The 22,739-nt window shown below is 60.8% G+C and carries 18 protein-coding genes; 7 read left to right on the forward strand and 11 right to left on the reverse strand.

What is annotated here, in order from left to right:
* Nucleotides 1-67: 67 nt before the first annotated feature.
* Both M5J06_RS00485 and M5J06_RS00490 read right to left on the reverse strand, forming a co-directional pair.
* On the reverse strand, nucleotides 68-1,798 hold the full coding sequence (locus M5J06_RS00485; RefSeq protein ID WP_250223689.1) for an AMP-binding protein: 1,731 nt from the start codon (nucleotides 1,796-1,798) through the stop codon (nucleotides 68-70).
* 159 nt (nucleotides 1,799-1,957) lie between these two features.
* Nucleotides 1,958-2,518 (reverse strand): TetR/AcrR family transcriptional regulator, encoded by a 561-nt coding sequence (locus M5J06_RS00490; protein WP_250223690.1) that lies wholly within the window; start codon nucleotides 2,516-2,518, stop codon nucleotides 1,958-1,960.
* A 229-nt stretch (nucleotides 2,519-2,747) separates the two neighbouring features.
* Here M5J06_RS00490 and M5J06_RS00495 point away from each other — a divergent pair, with 229 nt between their 5' ends.
* Nucleotides 2,748-3,956 carry an acyl-CoA dehydrogenase family protein gene (locus M5J06_RS00495; RefSeq protein ID WP_250223691.1) on the forward strand — a complete coding sequence of 403 codons (1,209 nt, stop codon included), beginning with the start codon at nucleotides 2,748-2,750 and terminating at the stop codon, nucleotides 3,954-3,956.
* A 49-nt stretch (nucleotides 3,957-4,005) separates the two neighbouring features.
* Entirely contained in the window at nucleotides 4,006-4,755 is a 750-nt protein-coding gene (locus M5J06_RS00500; protein WP_250223692.1) for an SDR family NAD(P)-dependent oxidoreductase, read from the forward strand.
* A gap of 72 nt (nucleotides 4,756-4,827) precedes the next feature.
* Here the strand turns inward: M5J06_RS00500 and M5J06_RS00505 are convergent, their stop codons facing one another.
* Nucleotides 4,828-5,961, reverse strand: a complete 1,134-nt coding sequence (locus M5J06_RS00505; protein ID WP_250223693.1) for an acetoin utilization protein AcuC — start codon at nucleotides 5,959-5,961, stop codon at nucleotides 4,828-4,830.
* Entirely contained in the window at nucleotides 5,958-8,597 is a 2,640-nt protein-coding gene (locus M5J06_RS00510) for a GNAT family N-acetyltransferase (protein ID WP_250223694.1), read from the reverse strand. The genes M5J06_RS00505 and M5J06_RS00510 overlap by 4 nt, the downstream gene beginning before the upstream one ends.
* A 232-nt stretch (nucleotides 8,598-8,829) precedes the next feature.
* On the opposite strand from M5J06_RS00510, the gene M5J06_RS00515 reads away from it, so the two are divergent.
* Nucleotides 8,830-10,344, forward strand: a complete 1,515-nt coding sequence (locus tag M5J06_RS00515) for a CoA-acylating methylmalonate-semialdehyde dehydrogenase (RefSeq protein ID WP_250223695.1) — start codon at nucleotides 8,830-8,832, stop codon at nucleotides 10,342-10,344.
* Between the two features lie 12 nt (nucleotides 10,345-10,356).
* Complete coding sequence (gene mmsB / locus M5J06_RS00520; protein WP_250223696.1) at nucleotides 10,357-11,244, forward strand: 3-hydroxyisobutyrate dehydrogenase; 888 nt, start codon at nucleotides 10,357-10,359, stop codon at nucleotides 11,242-11,244.
* A gap of 19 nt (nucleotides 11,245-11,263) precedes the next feature.
* Here mmsB and M5J06_RS00525 read toward each other — a convergent pair whose 3' ends face one another.
* The gene (locus M5J06_RS00525) at nucleotides 11,264-11,845 is read right to left on the reverse strand and encodes a TetR/AcrR family transcriptional regulator (protein ID WP_250223697.1); all 582 of its coding nucleotides are present in this window, start codon (nucleotides 11,843-11,845) and stop codon (nucleotides 11,264-11,266) included.
* Between the two features lie 75 nt (nucleotides 11,846-11,920).
* Here M5J06_RS00525 and M5J06_RS00530 point away from each other — a divergent pair, with 75 nt between their 5' ends.
* The gene (locus M5J06_RS00530) at nucleotides 11,921-13,420 is read left to right on the forward strand and encodes a GntP family permease (RefSeq protein WP_250223698.1); all 1,500 of its coding nucleotides are present in this window, start codon (nucleotides 11,921-11,923) and stop codon (nucleotides 13,418-13,420) included.
* Here M5J06_RS00530 and M5J06_RS00535 read toward each other — a convergent pair.
* The 4 genes from M5J06_RS00535 to pth all read right to left on the reverse strand — a co-directional run bounded on the left by M5J06_RS00535 (nucleotide 13,417) and on the right by pth (nucleotide 17,736).
* A complete protein-coding gene (locus M5J06_RS00535) occupies nucleotides 13,417-14,427 on the reverse strand; it encodes a CaiB/BaiF CoA transferase family protein (RefSeq protein ID WP_070565788.1) in 1,011 nt (336 codons plus the stop codon). The two genes, M5J06_RS00530 and M5J06_RS00535, sit on opposite strands and share 4 nt — an antisense overlap.
* A 75-nt stretch (nucleotides 14,428-14,502) precedes the next feature.
* On the reverse strand, nucleotides 14,503-16,134 hold the full coding sequence (locus tag M5J06_RS00540; protein WP_250223699.1) for a peptide chain release factor 3: 1,632 nt from the start codon (nucleotides 16,132-16,134) through the stop codon (nucleotides 14,503-14,505).
* Nucleotides 16,135-16,158: 24 nt separating this feature from the next.
* Nucleotides 16,159-17,016 (reverse strand): SDR family NAD(P)-dependent oxidoreductase, encoded by an 858-nt coding sequence (locus M5J06_RS00545; protein WP_070530588.1) that lies wholly within the window; start codon nucleotides 17,014-17,016, stop codon nucleotides 16,159-16,161.
* Between the two features lie 42 nt (nucleotides 17,017-17,058).
* Entirely contained in the window at nucleotides 17,059-17,736 is a 678-nt protein-coding gene (pth, locus tag M5J06_RS00550) for an aminoacyl-tRNA hydrolase (protein WP_250223700.1), read from the reverse strand.
* Nucleotides 17,737-17,775: 39 nt separating this feature from the next.
* On the opposite strand from pth, the gene M5J06_RS00555 reads away from it, so the two are divergent.
* Complete coding sequence (locus M5J06_RS00555) at nucleotides 17,776-18,759, forward strand: nitronate monooxygenase (protein WP_250223701.1); 984 nt, start codon at nucleotides 17,776-17,778, stop codon at nucleotides 18,757-18,759.
* 64 nt (nucleotides 18,760-18,823) lie between these two features.
* Nucleotides 18,824-20,278, forward strand: a complete 1,455-nt coding sequence (locus M5J06_RS00560) for a glyceraldehyde-3-phosphate dehydrogenase (RefSeq protein WP_250223702.1) — start codon at nucleotides 18,824-18,826, stop codon at nucleotides 20,276-20,278.
* 178 nt (nucleotides 20,279-20,456) lie between these two features.
* Here the strand turns inward: M5J06_RS00560 and M5J06_RS00565 are convergent, their stop codons facing one another.
* Nucleotides 20,457-21,857, reverse strand: coding sequence for an ABC-2 family transporter permease (locus M5J06_RS00565; protein WP_250223703.1), 1,401 nt, complete (start codon nucleotides 21,855-21,857; stop codon nucleotides 20,457-20,459).
* 124 nt (nucleotides 21,858-21,981) lie between these two features.
* Entirely contained in the window at nucleotides 21,982-22,725 is a 744-nt protein-coding gene (locus tag M5J06_RS00570) for an ATP-binding cassette domain-containing protein (RefSeq protein ID WP_250223704.1), read from the reverse strand.
* Nucleotides 22,726-22,739 lie beyond the last annotated feature (14 nt).

Below are 22,739 nucleotides of genomic sequence, written 5' to 3' on the forward strand. Positions count from 1 at the left end.
CACACGCATCGCAGATGCGAAAGCCCCAGCAGTGGGCTGGGGCCTGCGTTGCTGAAGGGCGGTGGGGTTAACCCTTTAGAGCTGGAAAGTCGGAATCCGCGTATTCCGTCGATGCCTTCGTCTCGCCGCCGTCAGCGGAGTGGATCTCGTTTTCGCGCTTGCGCAGATCTACACGGCGGATTTTGCCGGAGACGGTCTTCGGAAGTTCATAGAACTCGAGGCGGCGGATGCGCTTGTAGGGTGCCAACCCATCGCGGCAGTGCTTAAGGATGGATTCGGCGGTCTCCGCCGTCGGCTCGTAGCCGCCGGCGAGAGCGACGTAGGCCTTTGGCACGGCGAGGCGGATGGGATCCGGGGAGGGTACCACCGCTACCTCGGCAACTGCCGGGTGTTCAATGACGACGGATTCGAGTTCGAAAGGGGATAGGCGATAGTCGGAGGCCTTGAAGACATCGTCGGCGCGGCCAATGTAGAAAATGTAGCCGTCCTCATCGCGCTCCGCGGTGTCTCCCGTGTGGTAGTAACCATCGCGGAAAACTTCCGCGTTCTTGTCTGGATCATTGAAATAACCCACAGTCAGGCCGACTGGGCGGGGGTCGAGCTTCAAGCAGATTTCTCCGGTATCCCCAATTTCATCAGTAGCGGGATCCTTGAGCACAACTTCCCAGCCTGGCAGCGGACGCCCCATCGAGCCTGGCTTCACCTTTTGCTCTGGGGTATTGGCAATTTGCAGCGTCGTCTCTGTCTGTCCGAAGCCATCGCGAACATTTGTGTTCCAGGCCTTGGCAATGGTGCTGATGAGCTCGGGGTTGAGCGGCTCGCCAGCCGCAACCAGCTTTTTCGGTGGCGTCTTCATACGGCCCAGGTCTGCTTGGACGAGCATGCGCCAGACCGTTGGCGGCGCGCAGAAGCTGGTGACGCCTTCTTCTTCCATCTTGTCCATGAGCGCAGCGGCGTCGAAGCGCGCATAGTTGTAAAGGAAGATGGTGGCCCCGGCGATCCACGGCGCGAAGAAGTTCGACCATGCGTGCTTGGCCCAGCCGGGAGCGGCAACGTTGAGGTGGACGTCGCCAGGCGCCAAGCCAATCCAGTACATCGTGGTCAGGTGACCCACTGGATAGGACGTGTGAGTGTGCTCGACGAGCTTCGCCTTCGACGTAGTGCCAGAGGTGAAATACAGCAGGAGAGTCTCATCAGCCTTGGTTTCCTGCTTCGGCGTGTACTCTTCCGAGCCAGTAAAAGAATCCGAATAGCGCAGGGTGGGGTGCGCTGTCTGTGCATCTGGTTCATCACCGACCTGGATCAGGGTGAAGTCACCGCTGACGTCTTGGAATTTGGCGGCGTCCTCGGCATTGGCCACAACCCAGGAAATATTGGCTCGGTCAGTGCGGTCCTGCAGATCAGCCGCGCCAAGCATTGCAGTCGCCGGGTTAAGAACGAAGCCTGCCTTGATGCAAGCCAGCATGCACTCCCACAGCTCTACTTGATTGTTGAGCATGAGCATGACGCGATCGCCGCGCTGGACCCCCTGGGCCTCCAGCCAGTTAGCCAATTGTGCCGAGCGGGCTGACATCTCAGCAAAGGTACGGCGGGTGCTGCTGCCATCTGTCTCACAGATGACGAGAGCCTCGCGGTTCTTTGAATCCTCCGCAGTGGCGAGGTGATCGAACCAATCAAGTGCGAAGTTGAAGTGCTCGAAGCGCGGCCACTCGAAGTTGCTGCGGGCTGCTTCATAATCAGTCTGATAAGAAACCAGCAGGTCGCGGGCTGCTTGGAATTGTTCGGTCACCGTGGTCATTGGTTCTCCTCTAGCTCGTGCTCAAATGGGGAAGGACGGCGCAATGGCTATGGCCCGTGTCCCAAACCGCTCGTCTCTGTGACGTGGGTCGCAGCCTACTTTACTTCGAGTTCGAAGTAATGGCTAGAGATTTTCCGAACTGTCTTTGAAAGATGCAGGTTAGCGTGGTGAAATTCCGTGGAGAATGAGCTGGCCAAGGGTGTGGTAGGCCTCTGCTGGGGCTAGGGTGTCTGAGTAAAAACCCTGCTGAATATCACTCATTGAGCGCTGGATAAGGCGGGAGACAAAGTCGGTGTACTCGGCGGTGAATTCCCCAGCTTCGACGCCCTGGCTGAGCAACTTGTGGATAGTCTCGGTAGCTCTCTTAGTGTTGAGGCTATACACCTCCTGAGCGGCGAGTTCAGAGGCGAGGTCGCGCATGAACTCAGGGCTCGCGGGTTCCAGGGCAATGGTCATCGAGGAGAAGTATTTCTCAAGAGCTTGGGCGTATGTGGGCGCTGTGGTGACTGCGGTGCGACGGGTGATTTCTTTGAAGAAGCTGACCAGTACGCGGCGAATGATCGCGTCTCTGGATGGGCCTAATGCGTACATGGTCGATTTTGAGCATTGGTAGCGCTTCGTTGCGCCGTCGATGGTGAAGGATTCGAAGCCCTCGGCCAGAAAGTCCTGCAAGAGGGCATTGAACAGCTCGCGTTGTCGTGGCGTGAGTGGTTGGGTCATGAGTCTTTCTGCCTCTCGGCGGTCCTGGCTATGTGGGGTATTTTTGTGCGTTCTCCCCAGTCTGTTGCGCACAACGATCATAGAACACGGCACGCAAGAGTACGGAAAGATGTATATTCGTACTCATTCAATGTGAAGAGCCCATTGATACTTGAGTCCAAGAGCTTGTATGTGGACTGGAGAAAGCCCATACAGCGACCTTAAAACCCAGCTAGAAAGGTAGAAAGCTATGCCGCCGATTCTTAGTCCGCAACACCCCAGCGGGAAACACTTGGAGAACATTAAGTACCCCCACGCCGATATTTTCGCGGTGGCAGATCGTCTCGTCCCAGAGGAACAGGCGCGTTTAGCAGAGATCCACGAGTTTTTGCAGACGGAGATTCGCCCTGTCGTAGGCGAATACTGGGACCGTGAGGAGCTGCCATTCGATCTTCTGCCCCGTATGGCAGAGATGGGTTTGGGCGAGATTGAACTCACGGATACCTCGCGCCTTTACCGCGGGCTGGTGTACGCGGAAGTAACCCGCGCGGACGTGTCCTTGTCTGCCTTGGTGGGCATTCACAACGAGTTGGTCCTCGGACTTATCGACAAGCTGGGCTCGCCAGAGCAAAAGGACACCTGGCTAGCAGGTTTGCGCCAGTTCACCAAGGTGGGTTGCTTTGCGTTAACCGAACCGGAGCACGGCTCCGATATCGCCGGAGGCCTTGCCACCACAGCAGAGCGAACCTCTGAAGGCTGGCTCATCAATGGAGCGAAACGTTGGATTGGGGCCGGCACCTTCGCCGATTTTGCTATCACCTTCGCACGGGATAAAGCAGACAACGAGATTAAGGCCTTCATCGTTGAACTCGACCGCGAGGGCGTAACGCGCAGCAAGATTTCGCGCAAGATGGGCCTGCGCATCATGCAGAATGCGGACCTTAAGTTCGACAACGTCCTCATCCCACACGAGAACCTGATTCCGGGCGCGGAATCCTTTGCCAACGTCAATGACTTCCTGTGTTATTCGCGCGCCTGGGTGGGCTGGCAGGGAGCCGGTTTGCAACTAGGCATCTTCGACAAGGCCCGCGAGTACGCGGTCAAGCGCCAGCAGTTTGGCAGGCCAATCGCCAAATTCCAGTTGGTCCAGGAGCAGCTTTCCCGCATCCTCGGCAACGCCACCGCGTCACTCGCCATGATGGCGCAGCTGGCAGAGGTTCAAGAACAAGGAAAGCTGGAAATGCCCTTTGCCGCCTTGGCAAAGGCAACTACCACCCGCCTGGCGCGCGAATCCGCTGCCGCGGGCCGCAACATCGGTGGAGGAAACGGCATCCTGACCGAATACGACTTGTCGAAGATGATGGATGATGCCGAGATTCTCTTCACCTACGAGGGAACCTACGACATCAACTCGCTCATCGTCGGCCGCGCTGTCACCGGCGTTTCAGCTTTCGTTTAAACAGCCCTGTCAAACCCCACATCCCACGGTGATTAAAGGAGAAAACATCATGAACCTGCACGAAGCATCCGCCGTCGTTACTGGCGGTGCATCCGGCCTCGGGGCCGCAACGGCCGCAGCACTCGCGGAGCACGGAGCCACGGTCACCGTGCTCGATCTGTCCGTCCCGGAGGAAAAACACAACGGGATTAATTACACGGCAGTCGACGTCACCGATGCGGCCGCAGTACGCGAGGCGGTTCTCGCCGCATCCGAGCAAAAGCCTTTGCGTGTGGCGGTGAATTGCGCAGGCATCTGCCCTTCAGCACGCATCTTCGGGCGAAAAGGCCCCCACGACCCGGTGCTGTTTTCTAAGACGATCAACGTTAACCTCATGGGGACCTTCCACGTCATGACCGCAGCCGCCGAGGCGATGGCCCAGGCAGAACCACTCGACGAGGACGGCCAGCGCGGAGTCATCATCAACACCGCTTCCGTCGCGGCCTTCGAAGGGCAGGTTGGCCAGGCGGCCTACGCGGCGTCGAAGGGCGCGGTGGCTGCCCTGTCGATTACCGGAGCACGGGATCTCGCGTCGTTGGGAATCCGTGTCAATGCCATCGCGCCGGGCGTCGTAGCTACCCCGATGATGGAACAAATCACTCCGGAGTTCCGCGAACAGCTCGAGGCCACCGTGCCTTTCCCCGCAAGGCTGGCAAAGCCGGAGGAATTCGCCGCCCTAGCTGTGTCCATTACCGAGAACCCCTATATCAATGGCGAAACGATTCGCTTGGATGGTGCGCTGCGTATGCCGCCACGCTAAGGGCCTCATCACGAGAATCAACCCTCAGAAACCCATCACGCGCGCATTGTCGACGCCCCTCCGATACGGGGCCTAGCCATAAGCCGGCAGGCCCCAATAGGGAAAGACTGCGCGCGTAGTCTGCACCAGCGCTGCGTGCGGCCTTTCCGCCATGACCTTGGTGGGATCGAAGTCCCCAATGGAGGCGCACGCGCCCTCATCACCCAAGGTTGATGAGCCCTCCCAGCCGTTCGGCATTCGTTCCGAAGCTGCGAGCTCAACGTCGGCGACTGCGGCCAGCACCTGGGTCCACGCGCGGGCAACGGCGTCGACGTGATATCCGCCGCCGCCAAGCGCGACCCATCGCCCACCCGCAAATTGTTGCGCCCATACCGCCACTGAGCGATAAGCCCGCGCCATCGCGTCGATGGTGAGTTCCAGATCCGCGAGGGGATCAGAGCGGTGCGGGTCCGCACCGTGTTGGGAAATGATGAAGTCGGGGCGGAATTTCTTGAGGAGCGGTGGGACGACCGCGTGGATGACTTGCAGCCACTCCTCGTCACTCACCCCGCGGGGCAGAGCCACGTTAACCGCGGTCCCTTCCGCGCCTTGACCACCAATCTCGTGTGCATAGCCAGTCCCAGGAAAGAGATAGAGTCCCGATTCGTGTACCGAGATGGTGAGCACGTTGGGGTCATTCCAAAAAATCTTTTCGACGCCGTCACCGTGGTGGGCATCCAAGTCCAAGTACACCACGCGTTGGGCGCCATTTGCCTTAAGCCAACGGATGGCAATCGCAGCATCGTTGTACATGCAGAACCCTGACATGGAATCGGCGAAGGCGTGGTGCAACCCGCCGGAAAGGTTAACGGCGCGCTGCGCGCGGCCCTCCCATACAGCGCGCGCGGCCGCTAGGGTGCCACCGGCGATGCGCGCGGCGACCGTCGATAAGCCGTGGCTAATCGGGTTGTCTTCAGTGCCCAAGCCAAAGTGAGCGGAAGGCACCTCGGCGCGGGTGGCGGCGATGTAATCAGGACTGTGAACGAGCTCCAAGTGGGAGGTATTCAACGGGGCGGGACATTCGATGTCGAATTCTTCCAGCACCCCGAAGTGTTTGGCCAGCGACAGTGCTGCGGCGACTCGATCCGGCCCCATCGGATGCCCTGGGCCCAGCGAATAGCGGTGCATCTCCTCGGAGGCAAAAAGAAGAGGCTTCGTCTGGTTCATGACAAGGACCTCGCGAGAGGATCGCGGACATCACCGAGCGGTGCGATGCGCATTCGAGCCCCCACCACAACAGTGTGCGCTACCCCGGCGATGACGGGGGAAAGCTCAATATCGACGAGTGCAGCGATGTCGTCCTTGAGCTGTGCCAGCTGCATCATGACCTCTTCGACACGGTGCAGCTTGGCAGCCTTGGTGCCGCGGTAACCAGCAAGAAGGGGAGAAGCCTTGAGGCAGCTGAGCATGTCGAGTGCATCGGTGCGACGAAGCGGGGGCACGCGCCACTCGACGTCTCCCAAAAGATCCGAGGGTAGACCGGAGAAACCGGCGGAAATCATGGGCCCAACAACGGGATCTTCGATGGCGCGCACAGTGAGAGAGGCGCCGGCTGTGACCATGCGTTGCACGACTGGGATGAGAATGGCCGGATCCTCGCCCAAGTGGAGGTCGCGCGTGAGCTGGGTGATGGTAGTCCACGCGCGCACCATGGATTCCTCGTCATGGATGCTGCGCACGACGGTGGGCAGCTCCGAACGGCCCCGCACCATCTGCGAGCTGCACTTGAGGACGACATCCCAACCATAATCGCGGCCGGCCGCGATGGCTTCGTCGAGGGTGCGCACCGGGGCCCAAGGGACGATCTCTATGCCATAAGCCCTAAGGATTCGCGCGCACTCCTCGTCGGTGGCCCAGCGTCCCGTGGGGGAATCAGTCAGAACCTCCGCGACCACACCGCGCGCTTCTGCAAGGCCCGTGCTGTTGGCGAACTCATCGGAAGGATTGGGGCGTGCTAGAGCGCGGCGGCGTTCATTATCGATGATGGTGGCCAGAGCCTCAATGGCGTCGGCGTAGGTGCCAAACACGGGAAGCTGGCCGGGCGCCTCTGGCCCCTCGGAGGTGCGGAAATCGGGGATATCAAAACCCACGAAGCTGGCGATGAGCGGGGTATCCGTCGTCGTTGCCGCCAACTGGGACAGATTTACGTAGGCCTCCTTGAGGATGAACTCACCAACTTCCACGACGGCGCACAGCACCGCGTCGATACCCGGATCTTCTAGGGCGCGCCGGGCCAGTTCCGTGATGGCGGGGGCGGGGTCATCGACGACGGTGGTGGCGTGCGGGCGCAGCCCGAAGCGCCAGGCGGCCTGTTCCATCTGCGCGGTGAGGCCGGAGGAATTCGACATCACTGCGATGCGGCGGCCCTGCGGAACGGGTTGGCGCGCGAGGAGCTGGGCGATGTCGAGCATGGCATCGCGGCGGGTGACCACCATTGCCCCGGTGCAGCGAATGATCTCGTCGAGCGCAGCCGGGCTCGCCGCCGATAGTCCCTCCACCGCGTAGTGGCGGGCCGACTTCAGAGCCCGAGAGGGCAAGAACACGACGACGTGCTTGTCCAGCGCTAGGCGGCGCAGCACCCGGAAGAATTTGCGCGGGTTACCAATCGAGTCGAGGGAGAGCAAACAAATTCGTGTGTTCTCATCTTGGCTCCAGAATTGCATGACGTCATTGCCTGTGACGTCAGCGAAGGAACCGGCGGCAATGAAATTGCTTAGGCCGCATCCGAGCTGCAGTGCATGAGACAGAGCTAGCGTCGCCACACCCGCAGACTGAGTAAACAGGCCCACCTGTCCCGCACGCGGCATGGGTGCTGGGCTGGCGTTGAGCCGCACTGCCGCGTCTGTGTTGATCAGGCCTAGCGCAGCTGGGCCAAGGGCTCGCAGGCCGTAGTCCCTAGCCGCGAGCACGATGTCGCGAGCCTGGTCGGGGGAGAGGTTGGGGTTTTGGCTGCGGGAGATGAGGACTACTCCTTTGGCACCGGCAGCGGCAGCAGCCTGCATAGCTTCCGCGCCGCCGTGGCCTTGGAACTCGATGACGACGAGATCCACCGGCTCATCGAGGGCGTTGAGCTCCTCCACGCCGTGAAGGTGGCGTAATGTACCGGCGAAGTTGGCGCTAGCTAGCTGCTTGCTGGACAGCGTTCCGACCACCGCCACGGAGCGTGGGTTGAGCAAACGGTGGATCGAGTTCGCTTCTGCACGCAGCTCGCGGCGCTCCATGACATCGCGGGAGTTCTCATTCGGCGCTATTCGGAAATCCACCCGGATGAAACCATCCTCAAGTTCCGGCTTCGCGGAATACCCTGCGCGAACGAAAACCTGCACCATCCTGCGGTTCTGCGTCAGCATCTCGGCGAAGAAGCGCTCCACTTTTCCTTCGCGTCCAATTTCTGCGAGGTGCTCTAGCAGGATATTAGCCACGCCTTTTCCGTGGTGGGAATCTTGGACAAGGAAGGAGACATCGCCCACCCGCGCGGGCAGGAACTGCTCGACAATGGAGTATCCGGCAACGGCCACGATGTTGCCGCGTTCCACCATGACGAGGGTGACTTTGTCATAGCCATCCGTGTGGAGCCAGCGTTCTAGGTCATCGTCGGTCAGCGCGGGGTGCGTGCCGAAGAAGCGCAAGTACTTCGATTGATCCGAGACGCGGTCGTAGAAGGCGCGGATGGCGTCGCGGTCGGCGGGTGTGATGGGGCGCAGCGTGGCGATGTCGCCGTCGTTGAGGATGACATCGGCTTCCCAATTCTGCGGCTCGGGGCCGGTGTGCGCGGTAGCCGTGGGCTGCTCCAGGTGGTCCATGCCATCACCTTAGCCAACGCTACGTTGAGCTCAGGACAGGTGAACGGCATTCACCCCACAGGGCCTTGGGGAGGGTATTCACAAAAGCGCTGGACATTACATGTATGGCAAATCACTGCAGGGGGTGAATCGTGTTCTGTATCTCAATTTCTATGGCGGGCGGTTGTTGTCCAACGTTAGTGTGTGACCCAAGCCATACAGGGAGCCGAAGGTTCCAGGAAGGAGACGCGCCATGCGCACTGTGTATCACTACGTCAATGGAGAAACGTTTGAAGGGACATCGGGCAATACCCAGCCTGTGCTGAATCCTTCGACCGGCAAGGAGCAGGCCGCGGTGGCCTTGGCGAACAAGGCCGACGTGGACAGCGTCATTGCGGAATCCGCTAAGGCCCAGCCGGGTTGGGCGGCGCTGAACCCGCAGAAGCGCATCCGCATCATCATGGAGTGGATCCGCCTCATCCATGCCAACATGGATGAGCTGGCCACCCAGCTCTCCCTCGAGCACGGCAAGACTTTCCCGGATGCCAAGGGCGATGTGCTGCGCGGCGTCGACGTTCTGGAGTTTGCCCTCGGTGCGCCGCACCAGCTCAAGGGCGAGTACTCCTCGGAGGTTGGCACCGGCATCGATACCTACTCGCTGCGCCAGCCGCTCGGCGTGGTAGCGGGAATCACTCCATTCAATTTTCCGGCCATGATTCCGTTGTGGAAGGCCGGCCCGGCCCTGGCGGCGGGCAATGCCTTCGTGCTTAAGCCCTCCGAGCGCGACCCCTCCGTGCCGGTTCGCCTGGCGGAGCTCTTCATTGAGGCCGGCGGCCCCGCCGGTGTTCTCAACGTTGTGCACGGCGGCAAAGAGGCCGTCGATGCCATCCTCGATTCCGAGACGATCAAGGCTGTGGGCTTCGTTGGTTCCACGCCGATTGCGCAGTACATCTACGAGCGCTGTGCGGCCACCGGCAAGCGCGCCCAGTGCTTCGGTGGCGCAAAGAACCACGCCATTGTGCTTCCCGACGCCGACATCGACGCCACCGCCGACGCCATCGTGGGCGCTGCCTTCGGCTCCGCCGGTGAGCGCTGTATGGCACTGTCCGTCGTGGTTCCGGTGGGGAAGGAGACGGCAGACCGCCTGCGCGATGCCATCCTGGCAAAGATTCCGGAGCTCAAGGTGGGACACTGCCTCGACCCAGAGGCCGACTATGGCCCATTGGTCACCGCGGAGGCGCGCGACCGTGTCCACCGACTCATCGCCGAAGGCGTGGAAGCAGGCGCAACGCTGCTTACCGACGGCCGGGAGTTGGACATGTCTGACAAGTCTTTCAACGAGGATTCCCTCGCGGATGGCTTCTATTCCGGTCCGAGCTTCTTCGACAACGTCACCGCAGACATGTCTATCTACAGCGAGGAGATCTTCGGCCCCGTGCTGGTTATGGTCCGTGCCGAAACTCTGGAAGAGGCTGTTTCTTACCCGAATGACCATATGTACGGCAACGGCGTCGCCATCTTCACCCAGAACGGTGGCGCGGCCCGCGACTTCTGCAAGAACGTTCAGGTTGGCATGGTGGGCGTCAACGTCCCGATTCCGGTGCCGATTGCCTACCACACCTTTGGTGGCTGGAAGGCCTCTGGTTTCGGCGACCTCAACCAGCACGGTCCGGATTCCTTCCGCTTCTACACCAAGACTAAGACCGTCACCTCGCGCTGGCCTAGTGATGACTCCGCAGGTCCCCAGTTCACCATGCCGGTCATGTAAGGAGAGAACGCAATGACGACTATCGCTTTTATTGGATTAGGCAATATGGGCGGTCCGATGGCCGCCAACCTGGCAAAAGCCGGGCACGAGGTTCGTGGCTTCGATGTCGTGGAAGAAGCCCGGGACCGTGCCGCCGAGCAGGGGATCACCATCATCGAAACCGCGGAAGAAGCCGCGCAGGGCGCCGAGGTAGTGTTTACCAGCTTGCCTAACGGTGGGCTGGTCAAGCAGGTGCTCGAATCGGTCCTCGCAGCAAACGACGACGCGAAGACCTACGTTGATGTCTCCACCATCGCGGTCGCGGAAGCTCGCGAGCTCGCGGACACCGTGAGCAAGGCAGGCTCCGCCTTCCTTGATGCACCGGTCTCCGGTGGCATCGCCGGTGCCGCCGCGGGAACGCTTGCCTTCATGGTCGGCGGCACAGCCGAAGACTTTGGGAAGGTCAAGCCGCTGCTCGACATCATGGGCAAGTCCGTGACCCACTGCGGTGACATCGGCAACGGCCAGGCCGTCAAGGCGTGTAACAACATGATCCTTGCGGTCCAGCAAATTGTGTTGGCTGAAGCCCTCGTCCTTGGCGAGCGCTTGGGGCTCGATCACCAAGCCTTCTACGACGTCGTTTCCAACGCCACCGGAAACTCGTGGTCGCTGTCCGTCAACGCCCCAGTCCCGGATATCGTGCCGAGCTCGCCGGCCAACAATGACTTTAAACCCGGCTTCGCCTCTGCCCTTATGCTTAAGGATCTCAAGCTGGCCATGGCCGCGGCCGAAGATACCAAGACCGACACCGTCCTGGGCCGGATTGCGGAGGAGCAGTACGCCTCCTTCGTGGATGAAGGCCATGGCGGACTTGATTTCTCCGCCATCATCTCCGAGGTCCGTTCCAAGGGCGAATCCTAAGATTAGAAGCGCCTGAAAACTAGGGTGTTTGGTCCCCGTCGAGGATGCCCTGCAGCAGCGGGGCATAGTACTCGATGAGTTCCTCAGTTGAGAAGGCCGCGAACTCGGTATCACCGAAGCGCCGCATGAAGGACAAGCCCATGAGCAGGGCCAGCGCGGATTGGGCTCGCAGCTCTGGCGAAGGTGTTTGGCGTCCGGATTCCTCACGAATCCGGGAGGCCAAGACCTCCAGCAAGTCGGATTTAATTCTCTTACCAATGGCTCCGAGCGTCTGATAGTCCCCGCTTGCGACCGAAATCGTACGGGCCATGGAGTATGGGGCGTTATGCGGCGCGGTGAGGGTCTCCACCACCGCGGTGCGGCCTAGCTCGCTGAAAGGGCCGGCAAAGAGCGCCGCCGAGGAAGCGGTGAAATCCACCGTTGCCTCAAAAAGCCCTTCCTTGTTGTGGAAGTGCTTCACGATCAGCGCGACGGACACTTCCGCTTTTTCGGCGATGTCCTTCATCGACACCTGGGAGAAGGACCGCTCACTGAAAAGCTCGCGTGAGCACTCGAGAATCCTCTCCCGCGTCGAGGCTGCTTTCTCTTCCATAGAGGACATGGTACCGGCGCCGCATGCGCAGGAAGGGCGATTCGTCCTCTTGCCTCAGATGACCAAGACTGTGAGGTAGAAACAATGGTTATCTCATTCATCGGGGTGATTCTCTCCCTGATTTTCCTCGTCGTGATGGCCTATCGCGGGCACTCCGTGGTGGTCGTCGCTCCCTTCGCGGCGCTGATCGCGGTGCTCTTTTCCGGCGAGCCTATCCTGGCCACCTATACCCAGATCTTTATGCCGGCAGCCGGAAACTTCGTGACCAAGTATTTCCCGCTCTTCCTCTTCGGGGCAATTTTTGGGTACCTAATGACATCCACAGGGCTGGCCCGCTACCTAGCGCGCGGGATTACCGTGTTGTTTGGGCCTAAGCGAGCGATGTTCTCGACGGTCGTCGCCACCGCATTGCTTACCTACGGCGGTGTGTCCGCGTGGGTTGTGGCTTTCACCATCGTGCCCATCGCGACCGCTCTGTTTAAGGAGTCTGGGATCCCCAAACGGCTCATGCCTGGTGCGATTGCCTTGGGAACCATCACCTTCGCGCTGGCCGGGCTTCCCGGTTCGCCGCAGATCCACAATGCCATTCCCACCAGTTACTTCGGAACCAACGTCTATGCGGCGCCGCTCTTCGGCCTCATTTCTTCCGCCCTCATGCTGGCGGCGGGAACCGCCTGGCTCGAATACCGCGTGCGAACCCTCCGCGCGAAAGGTGAGACGTTTGAGCCGCTCGATGCCGACGGGAAGGTCATCGAAACACCCGAGGGAATCGGCGACAGCGGGGAAGAAGCAAGTGTAGAAATCGGTGGTGAATCCTTCGACACCAACTCCGGTGGCCGGGTAGCCACCCACGCCAGGGCTGAAACCGAGCCTTCTGTCCAGGTGCAGGGTTTGCTGGGTCTGGTGCCCATCGCCGTTGTCATCGCGGTCAACTTCGCCATGGTCTACGGGGTGTCGAAAGTGCTGGACACCTCCTACTTAGCCGAAGAGAAATACGGCGAGACCAACCTCGATGCGCTGTTGGGCATCTGGTCACCGACGGTCGCTTTGGCCTGCGCGGTGTTCGTCATCGTGGCGATGTTCCCCAAGCGCGCCGCCGAGTCCATTAAGGAATTCTCCGATGGCGCCAAGAACGCAATCCTTCCGTGCCTCACCACCGCCTCGGAGGTTGGCTATGGCGCGGTGATTGCCGCACTGGCTGTCTTTAGCGTGGTCAAAAGCAACATGATGGGAATCTCCGATAACGCCTTGGTGGTTTCCACAGTGTCCACCGCCGTCATCTCCGGCATCACCGGCTCCTCCTCAGGTGGTCTGTCTATCACGATGCAGACCCTGGGTGATCAGCTCGCCCAGCTAGCGACGTCACAGGGAATCAGCCTTGAGCTGATGCACCGCGTGACCGCGATGGCCTCGGTATCTTTCGATTCCATGCCGCACAACGGCGCGGTGCTTACCATGCTGATTGTCTGCAGCATGACGCACCGACTGTCCTATAAGGATGTTGCCGTGGTGACCATCATCATTCCGCTGGCAACGCTGGCGTTGATGCTCGGCGTCAACGCGCTCATCCCCGGCCTGAGCTAGAGAAAGCGCGGGGCCGCGCTAGGCTCCGTGTGGCCCGCGCTTTCCACATAGGTTTCTCGCGCGGCAAGGTGCGGGTGCGCCAGAACGTCCTCGGGGGAGACGACCTCCGTGACACAGGCATCGCTGCCGCGGAAGATATCGATCCATTCCGCTTGTGTCTTTTCCGCGAAGCGCTGCGCGATGATCTCCTTCATGGTTGGCCAGGCGTCGCGGTCATTTTGTTCGTAGCCACTTAGTTCCTGTTCAAGCCCAAGGCCTTCCACCATGAGCGCATAAAACTGTGGCTCGATGGCACCGGCGGCCATCCACTTTTCATCAGCTGTGCGGTAGACGCTATAAAACGGTGCACCTCCGTCTAGAAGGTTTGTCCCGCGTTCCTGCCATTGGCCTTTGGCACGGAAGGCATGCAGCATGGCGGTGAGGTTGGCCGCGCCGTCGACAATAGCGGCATCCACCACGCAACCACGGCCGGTGTTCTTCGCCTGCAGGACGCCCGCGAGAAGTCCTGTTACCAAATACATCGAGCCGCCGCCGAAGTCCCCGAGGAAGTTGACCGGCGGAACGGGTGCTCCGTCGCTGCCTGCGATGGGGTGCAGCGCACCTGAGACCGCGATGTAGTTGATGTCGTGGCCGGCGGTGTGGGCCAGCGGGCCGGATTGGCCCCAGCCGGTGATGCGCCCGTAGACCAGCGCCGGGTTGATCGCCTGCGCCTCCTTAGGGCCTAGACCAAGGCGCTCAGCCACGCCGGGGCGGAATCCTTCGATGAGGATGTTCGTTGTGGTCAAGGTTTCGCGCAGCTTGTCGACGTCCACCGGGTCCTTAAGGTCCGCCTCCAGAACCTCTTGCCCGCGGTAGAGGATGCTGTGCGGGACCACGGCGGGAGGATTACCTGGGCGGACCACGCGGGTAACACTAGCGCCCATGTCCGCAAGCATCATCGCAGCGAAGGGACCGGGGCCGATGCCTCCGAGGAAAAGGACTGAAATGCCGGTGAGGGGAGAGCTCATGGTGACCTACCTAAAGGTGTACGGATTTCTAGATAATCGTACCGTTAGGTAGGTCACTCGACAAGGGTGTGAAAACTAGTCCGCCACAAGTGCTTCGATGGTCAGCTCCGGGTGCTCCTTCTCAATGAAGGCCAGCTTCCACTTATCACCGAAGAGCGCGATGAGCTCGCCGTCGGTGCGGGTAAAGATTTCTACGCCGCGCTGGCGGCCCAGCTCGGGCGCGGATTCGGCGTCGGTACGGCGGGCCACCGAGTAGGGGATGGGCTCGGTGATGGTCTCCACGTTGTACTCGACCTCCATGCGAGCCTGCATGACCTCGAACTGCATGGGGCCCACCGCAGCCATGACCGGGGCGGCATCGCCACGCGTATCGTTGCGCAGAATCTGGACCACGCCTTCCGCAGCCAGTTGGTCCAAGCCCTTGCGGAATGCTTTGTAGTCACCCAAAGACTTCGCGCGCAGGATGCGGAATGCTTCCGGCGCGAACTGCGGCATGGGCTTGAACTGCACCTTCTTGCCCGTGTAAATCGTGTCACCCGGTGCCAAGGAACCGGCATTGACCAAGCCCACAATGTCACCCGGGTACGCCGTATCCACGGTGTCACGCGTGCGGCCGAAGACCGTCAGGGCGTACTTAGTGGAGAAGCTGCGTCCAGACTGCGCATGGTTGACCTGCATGCCGCGCTCAAACTCGCCGGAGACCACGCGCATGAAGGCCAAGTTATCGCGGTGCTTGCGGTCCATGCCCGCCTGCACCTTGAAGATGACGCCCGCGAAGTCATCGGTGACCTCACGTACCTCGTCGATGGCGGAGGTAGCGGTCTCGATGGCCTGAGGATCTGACTCGCGCGAGCGCGGAGCCGGGGCGATGGCGCACAGCGTATCCAGGATTTGGTGCACGCCGAAGTTCAGCATCGCGGAGGCGAAGATGAGCGGGGACGTCACGCACTGCTCGAAGAGCTCCTGGTCGTGCAGAGCGCCATCGGCTGCCAGCAGCTCTGCTTCCTCCACGGCTGTCTCCCAGGCGTCCTCTTCCTTCGCGGCTGCATCCTCGGGCGCGTAGTGCTCCTCCGGGGCGATGGTGGAACCACCGGCGGTGCGCAGGAAGTGCACGTACTCGTCGGCCTCGCCGTCATCGTTGATGTGGGCCAAGCCGCGGAAGTCGCCGGCAATACCCACCGGCCAGTACAGCGGGGTGGGCTGCAGCTGGATTTCGTTGACGATTTCGTCGACAAGCTCCAGCGGCTCCCGGCCCACGCGGTCCCACTTGTTGATCACCGTGATGATAGGCAGGCCGCGGGCCTTACACACGCGAAACAGCTTGAGGGTCTGGGGCTCGAGGCCCTTGGCGGCGTCGATAAGCATGACGGCAGCATCCACCGCCGTGAGCACGCGGTAGGTATCCTCCGAAAAGTCCGCGTGGCCCGGGGTGTCCACCAGGTTGATCATGTAGGGCTCGCCCTCGTGACCCTCGGGCGCGTACTCGAACTGCAGGGCCGAGGAGGCCACGGAAATGCCGCGTTCCTTCTCCATCTCCATCCAGTCAGAGACCGTGGACTTGCGGTTGCCCTTGCCGTGCACCGCGCCGGCTTCATTAATAACGTGCGCGTGAAGTGCCAGCGCCTCCGTCAGCGTGGACTTACCAGCATCCGGGTGGGCGATGACGGCGAATGTGCGGCGGCGGGAAGCTTCGGAGGCAATACTCATGCGGGCTAGTTTAGCCGCTGGCTGTTACCACTCCACATTGAGCTGGCGGCCCAAATCATCGAAGACGCGCCGCGCCACGGAGAGCTTCTTCGCAATCGGCCTCTGCAGGCCTGGCTTGCGCTTGTTGTTGTAATACTCGCCGGAATTGAAATGGATGCCCGGAGTGCCGCTGAGGAAATAAGCAAGGTTCTCGCCGCCCTTGTCCGCCTTGCCCAAGAAATGCTTTGCTGCAGTGGTCGAATACAGCTTGCTCGTCCTACTCGTTGAGTTCTGCCCGAAGCCAGTATTCAACACGCCCGGGTGGAAGGCCACGGAGGTCAGACCGTGCGAGTCGAGGTAGCGGGTCAGAAGAATATCGCCCAACTTGGCGTTGCCGTAAGCGCGCTCCGCGGTGAATTTTTCAAAGGTGTTTGGGTCACCGGGGTCGAAAGCGGAATACAGGACGTTGGCCAACGAGGCGGTCTGCACCACGGTGGCGTCGCTGGCCCGCAGGGTATCGCGCAATAAAGAGGTCAGAAGAAAAGGCGCCACAACGTTGATCTGCCACGTGCGCTCGAAGCCATCGGCGGTGGCGAAGGGGCCGTCGAACATGCCGCCGGCGTTATTGCCCAAGGCATCGATCTGCGGGTACTGGCTCAGCTCTTCCGCGAGGCGGCGAACCTGGCCCAAAGACTCGTAGTTGGCCACGTGAAAGGCCGCACCATTTTCTTCGGCTACGGCCTGCGTCTTTTCCGGATTCCGGCCCACGAGCACGAGCGAATCCTGCGGGCGGCGCTGGTGAAGAATGCGGGCAGCGGCCGCGCCCACCCCGCTCGAAGCACCGGTAATGACAATTGTTCGAGGGTCATGATTAGAAGGCAGGTTCTTGCTCGCGCGGCTCATACTTGGACAGTGTAGGACGTTGAGCGTGGTCGCGCCGGGGGTTTATTTAGCCCGGGAATGGATTTCCTGTTGGGCCTTACTGAGCCCCTCTGTCACGATGAGGCGGGCGGCCTCAGCAGCGGTGGCGATGGTGGAATCGAGGGCAGCGCTGGCGTCGACAGGCGCGAGCACCCAGTCCGGAATGGAACCACCCTTGGACGGGCGCCCGATGCCCACACGCACGCGCAGATAATCGCGCGTGCCCAAGCGCTCGCTCAGCGACTTCAGTCCGTTATGGCCATTCTCGTTGCCGCCCTTCTTAATGCGCACCTTGCCGGCGGGTAGGTCGAGCTCGTCGTGGATGACGATGATGTTCTCTGCCGCAACCCCCAGCTGCGCGGCCAAGGGTGCGATGGGATCACCGGAGAGATTCATGTACGTGTGTGAGCGCAGCGCCACGACCTTCGTGCCCCCGAGCTCGAGCTGTGCGGCGCTGAGCTGGTGACCGGTAACAGGCTCAAGCATGTCGCCGGAATCCGCGAGGAGGTCATCCACCGCCATGTATCCTACGTTGTGACGGGTAGCTGCGTATTTCGCGCCGGGATTGCCTAAGCCGACGATGAGCCACTTAGCGCTTAAATCGGCTGGACTTAGTCCAGGGGTGACTGCCTTTTTCGTCTTCTTCGGCGCAGCCTCAGCGCTGCCAAAGAGGCGGGCGAAAAAGTCACGGATGGCGGACACAACAACTCCCTTGATGGATTTTCTTTAGGCTGGGGGACCATGAGTCAACTTCTAGAGGCTATCACCTGTCCCGTCCTACCTGCCCCGATGGCCGGTGGGCCCACCACGCCTGAACTGGTTGCCGCCGCTGAGTCCGCCGGTTCCTTTGGGGCTCTGGGCTTGGGGAGCTCTTCAGTAGACGCCGCGCGGGAGGCCATCGCTGCGTGCGCTGGCACGCGCTTCGGCGTCAACCTCTTTTATCCGCAGAGGGAGCTGACAGAATCGGAGCTCGCAACTGCACGGTCGCTTGCCGCCGAAGAGAACGCCGTGCTTGGCGACGTCCCCCTAAACTTCGGCTGGCAGGACAAGCTCGACGCCGCGCTGGATGGTGGGGCAGCGGTGCTGTGGTCGATGTTCGGGGTGTTTGAGGAGGCGGACGTAGCGCGGATCCACGCAGCTGGGGCAGAGGCGTGGACCACGGTCACCACCCCTGAGGAGGCGCAGGCTGCGGCCGCGCGAGGCGTCGATGTGTTGTGTGTGCAAGGGCCTGAAGCCGGCGGGCACCGCGGTGTATGGGACCCGAGTGCGGAACCCGATCCGCGCCCGCTCAAAGAACTTGTTGCGGCGGTGCATCAAGTCACGGGCATTCCGCTCATTGCCGCGGGTGGGCTGCGAACTCGGGAGGATGTCGCCGAGGCCTTGGCGTGGCCGGGGGTAGAGGCAGTCAGCTGTGGCTCTGCCTTCTTGCTGTCCGATGAAGCCGGAACGAGTGAGCACAACCGTGGCCTTCTGCGCCGCGGCGGCCGGACGGTGTCGACCCGCGCGTTCTCCGGGCGCTACGCCCGCGGGCTGGAGACTGCCTACACACGGGTACACCCGGACCTGCCTTTGGTCTACCCCTATCTCAACGCGTTGCTGAAAACGCGTCGTGCGCAGCTCGACGCCGACGTGGACTATTGCCTCGTGGGCGTCGACGTGGAGAAAATCGGCGGGGGTAGTGTGGCGGAAATCCTCGCGCAACTACACCCAAACGGGCATGAATAGGGGTTAAGATTTACGGATGGACATAGTTTTACACCCTTTTTGACGAGTAAAGGATACAAAGTACGTGACTTCGAACGCGCACATTGGGCACGAGGATTGGAACGAGCGCCTGGAGCTGGCCCAAGAGATGATCCCGCTCATCCACCAGCTGCACCGCAATAACAACGTTGTCACCTCTATCTACGGCCGCCTGCTCATCGGTGTGACCGATATCGACATCATCAAGGCGCACCGCTACGCCCGCCGCATCGCTGAGCGTGAGCTTTCCACCGCAGAGACCCTGCCCATCCTCAAGGAACTGTGCTCGATGAACCTGGGCACCGCTTCCATCGACTTGGGCCGCCTGGCCACTGGCTTCCAGGAGTCCGGCTCCGATAACCTGCGCAACTACCTCGAGGAGACCCTCGTGGAGCTCGTCGGCGCTGGTGTTGACAAGGAATCCACCGACGTCGTTCTTTACGGCTTCGGCCGCATCGGGCGCCTGCTGGCCCGCATCCTGATTGCCCGCGAAGCTGCCTATGGCGGCGTGCGCCTGCGCGCCATCGTCGTGCGCAAGAAGGGTGACATTGACATCTTCAAGCGCGCCTCCCTCCTTCGCCGTGACTCCGTCCACGGTGCCTTCAACGGCACCATCGCCGTCGACGAGGAGAACGACGTCATCTGGGCCAACGGCACCAAGATCCAGATGATCTACGCCAACAACCCCGCGGAGATCGACTACACCCAGTACGGCATCGACAACGCCATCGTCGTGGACAACACCGGTGTCTGGCGCGACCGCGAAGGCCTGTCCCAGCACCTGCAGTCCAAGGGTGTGGCTCGCGTGCTGCTGACCGCTCCGGGCAAGGGCGACCTGAAAAACATCGTCTACGGCATCAACCACGGCGATATCGAGGATTCCGACCAGATCCTCTCCGCCGCATCCTGCACCACCAACGGCATCACACCGGTGCTCAAGGTCATCAACGACCGCTACGGCGTGGTCCACGGCCACGTGGAGACCGCGCACTCCTTCACGAATGACCAGAACCTCATTGATAACTTCCACAAGGGTGACCGCCGCGGCCGCGCAGCCGGCCTGAACATGGTGCTCACGGAGACTGGTGCTGCCAAGGCTGTGGCCAAGGCTGTCCCGGAATTCGCTGGCAAGCTCACCGGTAACGCCATCCGCGTTCCTACCCCGGATGTCTCCATGGCTGTGCTCAACCTCGAGCTGGAGAAGGAAACCAACCGCGATGAGGTCAACGACTTCCTGCGCAACGTCTCCCTGCACTCCGACCTGCGCCAGCAGATCTCCTACATTGCCTCCCCGGAGGTTGTGTCCTCTGATTTCGTGGGCTCTACCCACGCTGGTGTGGTCGATGGTCTCGCCACCATCTCCTCCGGCAAGCACCTCGTGCTCTACGTGTGGTACGACAACGAGTTCGGCTACTCCAACCAGGTCATCCGCATCGTCGAGGAAATCGCCGGCGCTCGCCCGGTGGTCTACCCGAAGCGCGTCGATGTTTCTGAGCTCTAAACGCTAGAACACGAACACCGCTCTCGCCACATGGCGCGGGCGGTGTTTCGTTGTTTTGGGGTCGTTATCGATTCATCCCTAAGCTTGCCAGGATGCTTCACACGCACAACTGCCCGATCTGCCAAAAGTAGGGCCTGGGATTGAAAAATCTAGACTGTTTTCGTCAGATTGGTCAGTTTTAGCGGGAAGACAGCGCTTGAGTATGGAGTAAATGCCGTGCGCGCAATGTTGCGGCCACACCGAGCACTGCGGCCAACACCACAGCGACGGCATAGCGCAAAGGTGAGTTTGCAACCAAAGGCCAGGCGGGGAAGGCGAGTACCCACAGACCGGTATCTGCCAAGACATCGCCGCCCAAGGTGACGGAGACAATCGTCCCCACGATTGTGAGAGCGATAGCGCTCACAGTGCCGAAGCGAATCACCAGAATGAGTGATACAGCTGCGATGACATAGCCCACCCCAACTGCAAGGGGCAAAGCGGAAAACTGTGCAGCGCCATCACCACCTGCGAGCGCACTGGCCAGGTATGCGGCAGCGCAAACCGCCACGATGACGGACAAAAACCACATGAGGATTCCGGATGTGCCGAACCGTGTTTCCATATACACCAGCGGCCACGAATCTGACATGCGCGGCCATACGAGGACAGGCAAAATACCTGCGCCGACCGGCAGCAGAAAGAAGTAAAAGAAACCTTCGACGTAGTTAGCAGGATAGAGCAGGGCGACAAAGCCTAGCACCAGAATGCTGAGCATCAGGCAAGAGAAAACTGCTGGGCTAAAAGCTGCACGGTGGAGTCCTAGCAGCGTAGACCACAGCGAGGACTGTGCCGCCGCACGTGGGTGGTACGTTGGCTGCCATACTTGGGCTTTTTCCACGGTGGTATCAGCCACGTCGGCGTCAGCCTGGGCCGTTGCAGATCGCGCAAAACGGTGTCGCAGCGAGAACATTGGCCGGTATCGTCGCGGCGTGTAGACCGCGGCTAATGCTCCGAGCACGGCGAGGATGACGCACAATATGAAAGCCGGTAGTGGACTGCTGCTTAGAAGTGGGTCGTGTGGTTCAAGAGGCACCGAGTTCTGGTGAATACGCAATGCGCGTAAAAGCAGTCGTTGCGGCCATGCTGGGGGAAAGGCCCACCACTTGCCTGATTCAACAGTGCTCGGAAGGATGCTGAGCATTTGCCACAGGGCCGCAGCAACCAGTGTAAAGGCGAAGCCCAGTCGGCGGGCACAGGCAGCGGAAAGCCCGGCAATGCCAAGTGCACCAAGGAAAGAATAAAGCCCGGCGACGAGGATAAGCTCGTGGTTCTCGCGCCCCTGGATGGCGACAGCGAGCCAGGAACCACCAAAGTTCAGCATGTGGAAGAGCGCAATGCTGGCAATGACGACGAGAAGCCGGACAGCGTTCTCCCGACGCGGGTTGAGGTTTCTCCACTGCGTCCCGCCGCTGCGGGTAACGGCCTCACGGTGTTCTGGGACCGCAGCGAATAGCGCAACAAGTGGGGCGTACATGCCGGTAACAAATAAGGATTGCCAAGCCAAGACGCCTGTGGCATCACTGTGCACCGATGCCATAGATGAAAAGATCACCGTCATGATGACCAGCGGTAGAGCAAGTAAAGGCAACCACTGTAAGGTGCTTCCACGGCTGCGCAGTAGTTCTGCTGAAAGGTAACTCGGGCGAGGATCAGTAGTGTGCTTAGGCACGTGACTCTCCTCCCCGGTTGGTAGGCGCTTGGGAGGGGTGGCCAGGTGAGGTAAGTCGGAAGAATTCCTCCTCCAACTGACCACGTGGAGCTAGCTCGTGCAGGGAACCGGAATAGCGAATCGTGCCCTCGGCCAAGACGGTGATGTCATGGGCAAGGTGCAGTACCTCTCCAAGCTGGTGGGAGCTGACGATAACGGTGTGCCCAGCCGCGGCTAGTTGTTGTAGTAGCTCTCGCAATTCCATGATTCCTTGGGGATCGAGGCCATTCTGGGGCTCATCAAGAACAAGAACCTCTGGATCGCCGAGGAGAGCTTGCGCTAACGCTAGGCGGGCCTTCATACCAGTGGAAAAGGATTTCGCCTTCTTGGAGCCAACGCCGCTGAGCCCAGCGATGGAGAGAACCCGGTCAATCTCAGAGTCGGGAAGCCCCAGAAGTCGAGCGTGAACGCGAAGATTCGCCGCGGCAGACAGATGACCATAAAAGGCTGGCCCGTTCACTGAGGCACCAATGCGGCGAAGCACATTGCGGTTCCAAGGTTGGCCCGCCACGCTGATGGAGCCCGAGTCAGGAGGCAGGAGGCCTAAGAGGATGGAGAAGAGCGTCGATTTTCCTGCCCCGTTGCGCCCGAGGAGCGCATGCACGCGGCCCGGGGAGATGCGGAAGGAAACATCATCGAGGACTCGTTGCCGACCAAAAGACTTCGAGATGTGCTCAAAAGAGATATCGCAATTCATAAAATGCAGTATCG

The organism is Corynebacterium intestinale, assembly GCF_023574125.1.
Taxonomy (GTDB): domain Bacteria; phylum Actinomycetota; class Actinomycetes; order Mycobacteriales; family Mycobacteriaceae; genus Corynebacterium; species Corynebacterium hesseae.

Excerpts from the sequence above, each read along its gene's own strand:
- M5J06_RS00535 (WP_070565788.1), bottom strand. The coding sequence starts at position 14,427 with ATGAGCTCTCCCCTCACCGGCATTTCAGTCCTTTTCCTCGGAGGCATC.
- M5J06_RS00485 (WP_250223689.1), bottom strand. The coding sequence starts at position 1,798 with ATGACCACGGTGACCGAACAATTCCAAGCAGCCCGCGACCTGCTGGTT.
- M5J06_RS00505 (WP_250223693.1), bottom strand. The coding sequence starts at position 5,961 with ATGAACCAGACGAAGCCTCTTCTTTTTGCCTCCGAGGAGATGCACCGC.
- M5J06_RS00540 (WP_250223699.1), bottom strand. The coding sequence starts at position 16,134 with ATGAGTATTGCCTCCGAAGCTTCCCGCCGCCGCACATTCGCCGTCATC.
- M5J06_RS00565 (WP_250223703.1), bottom strand. The coding sequence starts at position 21,857 with ATGGCATCGGTGCACAGTGATGCCACAGGCGTCTTGGCTTGGCAATCC.
- mmsB (WP_250223696.1), top strand. The coding sequence starts at position 10,357 with ATGACGACTATCGCTTTTATTGGATTAGGCAATATGGGCGGTCCGATG.
- M5J06_RS00495 (WP_250223691.1), top strand. The coding sequence starts at position 2,748 with ATGCCGCCGATTCTTAGTCCGCAACACCCCAGCGGGAAACACTTGGAG.
- M5J06_RS00570 (WP_250223704.1), bottom strand. The coding sequence starts at position 22,725 with ATGAATTGCGATATCTCTTTTGAGCACATCTCGAAGTCTTTTGGTCGG.
- M5J06_RS00490 (WP_250223690.1), bottom strand. The coding sequence starts at position 2,518 with ATGACCCAACCACTCACGCCACGACAACGCGAGCTGTTCAATGCCCTC.
- M5J06_RS00500 (WP_250223692.1), top strand. The coding sequence starts at position 4,006 with ATGAACCTGCACGAAGCATCCGCCGTCGTTACTGGCGGTGCATCCGGC.
- M5J06_RS00530 (WP_250223698.1), top strand. The coding sequence starts at position 11,921 with ATGGTTATCTCATTCATCGGGGTGATTCTCTCCCTGATTTTCCTCGTC.
- M5J06_RS00510 (WP_250223694.1), bottom strand. The coding sequence starts at position 8,597 with ATGGACCACCTGGAGCAGCCCACGGCTACCGCGCACACCGGCCCCGAG.
- M5J06_RS00525 (WP_250223697.1), bottom strand. The coding sequence starts at position 11,845 with ATGTCCTCTATGGAAGAGAAAGCAGCCTCGACGCGGGAGAGGATTCTC.
- M5J06_RS00555 (WP_250223701.1), top strand. The coding sequence starts at position 17,776 with ATGAGTCAACTTCTAGAGGCTATCACCTGTCCCGTCCTACCTGCCCCG.
- M5J06_RS00545 (WP_070530588.1), bottom strand. The coding sequence starts at position 17,016 with ATGAGCCGCGCGAGCAAGAACCTGCCTTCTAATCATGACCCTCGAACA.
- M5J06_RS00515 (WP_250223695.1), top strand. The coding sequence starts at position 8,830 with ATGCGCACTGTGTATCACTACGTCAATGGAGAAACGTTTGAAGGGACA.